This is a genomic window from Streptococcus sp. HMSC076C08, from assembly GCF_001810825.1.
Lineage (GTDB): Bacteria > Bacillota > Bacilli > Lactobacillales > Streptococcaceae > Streptococcus.
Genome location: NZ_KV802724.1, coordinates 54,110 through 57,872, shown reverse-complemented (window position 1 = coordinate 57,872; position 3,763 = coordinate 54,110). Strand labels below are relative to the sequence as shown.

The window sequence follows — 3,763 nt, the reverse complement described above, 5'->3', positions numbered from 1 at the left end:
CTATATTCGAATACTTAAATTTTAATTCCACGTCTATTCCTCAAAATACTTTCTAATCAATTCCCTAATTTTCTGATAAAATAACCCAATGTGACCTGCAAAAGAGGATCATAAAACGGCTTTTATCTTAATTTATAACTTCTCTATTCTATCAAAAATAATCTCTTGCTTTTCGACACTTTCTCGGAGTGGTGACATGCCTAAAATAACTGTAAAAAATCCCAATAATAGAATACTATTAATAACAAGTAAGGCTCCCTCTGTTCCATTAACAGTATATAGATAGAATGAAAAACATCCAAGAGTCGGAACAAGGATAAAAGGAAGAAGCTTGTAATGTTTTAATTGACGTTTATTTCCAACTAGTTTAAAGGTTATTTGATAGTTTGAAACTTTATTCTCAAGTCTTTTTTGGACACTATGACGAGCTCTTATGGCAATGAACCAGAAAGCAAGATAAGCTAGGAAGATGAACAGACCATATAAACCTATCTTTAAAGGAAGATTGTGACTAATCCCATTATTTCTAAAAAAATTTGTCACTAGCCGATAGCCAGAACCCCCTATTACTACACCAATTGCAACCCCAATTGATTTACTCGTAGTTGGAGCCACACTTTCAAAACGCGTGTCTCTTTTATCTAACTTTTGCATTTTTGCAGTGATCTCATTGGGAAGAGAACCCCAGAAATAGGATTTGGGACTAACGGTCGTCAAATCTAGAATATACTTTTCTCCCTCTACTTCTACTATTTTGAAAAATATTTTATTCGTTTCTTTAAATTTTACTTTCATAGTCACCTTTAAATTCTTCTCAGAGTTAAAAAACTCTTTTCAATAACATTTCTAAATCGTTAGCCCCGTTTTTTAATAATAGTTAAACCAATTTTGACAGACATCTCTTTCGATGTTAACTGTATTGTGATCCCATAATTTGTTTTATCTGAGTAATCTACCCTGATTTGGCATGTTGTTTCCTCTGGTAGATCATATTTGCTTTTCAGTTTCTGAAAAAGTTCAGATTGAGTTTCTGACTGGTAGATAATTTCACTAAGCTCTGTTGCTCCGGTTCTTAACGTCCTTTTTACATTCAAGGAGTCAAAAACATCTCTTTTGACAACTAAATTAAGAATCTCTTCATCAAATAAAGGGTCTATCTCCGAATCGTAATGCAACTTGCCATTAGAATAACTAACGGGAACCGTTTTTTTGTTTTCTCCGATTTGTATTCTATAGTCACCCTTACCATCTGCCTTGGTAATATCTAGGTCAATTTCATATCTTTTGACTTCGTCACCATTTTTTATATAGACTCTACTTTTATAAGCTTCCAGCCCATTAAAATCCTTCTGCTCTTGTTCCAAAAATTTAAACATGGGATCAAACGTTTTTTCAAACTCGTACTGTTCCTTTGTTCTATTTTGGGGAATAGTTTCACCACCCAAACTACAAGCATTCAATGAAGATGCTGTCAAAAGAATAACAAGAACTCCAGTTAACCATAAACACCATTTAAACTTTTTCATATTTTATTTAATCCTTTTTTCGAGTCATAAAAGTAAGATTTTTCAAAAATTTATAAATGTTTAGTTTAACTTACACTAGTTCTACGTCAACTCCAGCTACAGCAAAAGTTTCCTTAACTTGTTCAAAATTACTTGACATGATTGTCGCTTGTTTTAAATTTGGAAACTGCTTTAATTCAGCCAAACTAACCTCATTCAAATCAAAAAAACTATCCTCACCATCCCACTGAGGAATCAGATTCATAAAGATTTCATTACCACCATCCATATCAATCTCTTTTACAAGACTTGCATACTTCTGTGAAATCTGAAGATTTTTAAAGTATTCTAAAGCAGGCTCGACAAGTTCTGTACTTTCTGTATCAATATCCAACTCGCTAAATTCCTCTGAAAAATCAAAAATATCAAAAGCTGGCTTTAAAACCTCTAAATCATACATCAATACTTGGATAATAGCTAGTTTAAAATTCAGATTATCGAAATGAAGATATTTTTCTTGAACAACTTTTGGATTTGATTTTTGACGTTCATGCTTGATTTCTGGATAGTAAGAAATGGTGAGTGGATATCTCATTACATCTGGTCTTCCATTAAAATTGGTTCCACGAGGGGTCCATAAAATAAAATTGAAATCCCCAGTTCTGTGTCTATCATAAAGAAAATAGGGAGTCTTCCCATCAGTGGATACTACGGCTTGACAAGGCATCTTGGGTAATTCTTCTTCTCCAAACATAGGTTTTACAACATCACCGTAGTAGAAACTGATAGTAGAAAGTAGATGCTCATCATCAAGATAGACCCTGCATTTCTTTAAATGATTCTTGACAGAAAACGAATGTTCAAATACAATACCAGCATTGTCGTAAATGTACTTTATGTATTTATTTTCTTTTTTGACAACCTGATCAGGCTTTCCTAATACAGCCTCAATATCTTTCAAAGATAAAGGAAAAGACAAGCTGGTTCCGTTCATTACCATTGAATTGTCATGAAAATTGATTTCGAGGTTTTTAGGACCTTTCTTTTTAAAAAAACTAAACATTTGATTCTCCTATTTATAATTTGTTTATCTAAATGCATCAAACCTATTTTCTAACGTTAGAAAATTTACTGTATAAAATAAGGTTTTACCGTATTTTTTCGCCTGTAGGATTAAAAAAGTAGGAAGCCTTCTGAAAATTAAATACTCTTCACTAATAGACTTACCGCCTCAACGTGGCGCGTCTGCGGAACACAAAAGGTTTGGGGAGTTCAAAGCTCCAGTGGAGCTTTGAAGCCTTCTTTCCTTAAAATGAAAAGGTGAGAGGATTAGCTACGTTTCACTAACAAACTCACACACTCAGCGGTTCGGACTTACCGGATCATCCGCGAAAAAACAATCCTCATAAAATAAAGAAAAATCCTTCGTTTTGATGTTGTTCCATTCGTAAACTGAACCTACAATATCTCCAATAATTACTCCTAGCATGGTATTCCTCCTTACAAACTATTGGTTTAGACTGACATTTCTACTTGTCATACTCATCTATTTTATCAGCATATTCAGTTAAAAGATTCTTTGAATAAATTTTTGCATTACTTGAATTTCTAACTTCTTTCCAAAGAATAGAAGCAACTTTTAACTTGTTTGAGTAGTTACGACTATTTTCGTCTGCACAGAAATCCTTTAAAAATTGATTCCATTGACAAACCGAATGATCATACTTGGCATAATCTGAATTTCCATAATAGACTTTTAGCATATCTTGGATTGTGAAATTCAAATCATTTTCTTTTTTTACTTTTCTCCAAGCAGTGGCCATATTAGCAGTAAATTTAAAGGGCGAAACACCTGTTAAAGTTGAGAAATATTCTCTAAAGTTTGCATTAAAGGAGAATCCACATTCAAGTAAGGGCGTATCTAAAGTAACGACTTCTACTCGTTTCTTTTTCCTTTTTACTGATGATTTTTTAATCAAATTCCCCTTGAAGTACTGCTCAATAATATCATTGAGTTCCTGTTTTGTACCTCTATATTCAAGTCCTAATGACCTGCATATCTGTGAAAGTTCATCCCGATACCAATAGTATTTATTAAATTCATCAAAGGATGCGACTTTATTGAACTCAGGTCTGCTTTCCATCAATATTTTACCTCCTTAAAACCAGTTTAGGTTTTCATTTCTAAATAATGGAGTTTTAGTTTCTTTAGTTTGAGGATTAACTATGTTTCACTAACAAACTCACACACTCAGCGG

Annotated in this window: 5 protein-coding genes; all 5 read right to left on the bottom strand. The window is 33.0% G+C overall.

The features are described from left to right. Window positions 1–132 precede the first annotated feature (132 nt). Window positions 133–795, bottom strand: coding sequence for a DUF443 domain-containing protein (locus HMPREF2766_RS04205; RefSeq protein WP_070567912.1), 663 nt, complete (start codon window positions 793–795; stop codon window positions 133–135). Between the two features lie 59 nt (window positions 796–854). Further along, on the bottom strand, window positions 855–1,526 hold the full coding sequence (locus HMPREF2766_RS04200; protein WP_070567911.1) for a hypothetical protein: 672 nt from the start codon (window positions 1,524–1,526) through the stop codon (window positions 855–857). 70 nt (window positions 1,527–1,596) lie between these two features. Beyond that, entirely contained in the window at window positions 1,597–2,568 is a 972-nt protein-coding gene (locus HMPREF2766_RS04195) for a DUF6892 domain-containing protein (protein WP_070567909.1), read from the bottom strand. 297 nt (window positions 2,569–2,865) lie between these two features. Beyond that, window positions 2,866–2,994 (bottom strand): ADP-ribosylglycohydrolase, encoded by a 129-nt coding sequence (locus tag HMPREF2766_RS09900; protein WP_080978778.1) that lies wholly within the window; start codon window positions 2,992–2,994, stop codon window positions 2,866–2,868. Between the two features lie 40 nt (window positions 2,995–3,034). Then, on the bottom strand, window positions 3,035–3,652 hold the full coding sequence (locus HMPREF2766_RS04190) for an SAP domain-containing protein (RefSeq protein ID WP_070567908.1): 618 nt from the start codon (window positions 3,650–3,652) through the stop codon (window positions 3,035–3,037). Window positions 3,653–3,763: the final 111 nt, after the last annotated feature.

Coding starts and splice junctions, on each gene's coding strand:
- HMPREF2766_RS04205 (WP_070567912.1), bottom strand. CDS start 795: ATGAAAGTAAAATTTAAAGAAACGAATAAAATATTTTTCAAAATAGTA.
- HMPREF2766_RS04200 (WP_070567911.1), bottom strand. CDS start 1,526: ATGAAAAAGTTTAAATGGTGTTTATGGTTAACTGGAGTTCTTGTTATT.
- HMPREF2766_RS04195 (WP_070567909.1), bottom strand. CDS start 2,568: ATGTTTAGTTTTTTTAAAAAGAAAGGTCCTAAAAACCTCGAAATCAAT.
- HMPREF2766_RS09900 (WP_080978778.1), bottom strand. CDS start 2,994: ATGCTAGGAGTAATTATTGGAGATATTGTAGGTTCAGTTTACGAATGG.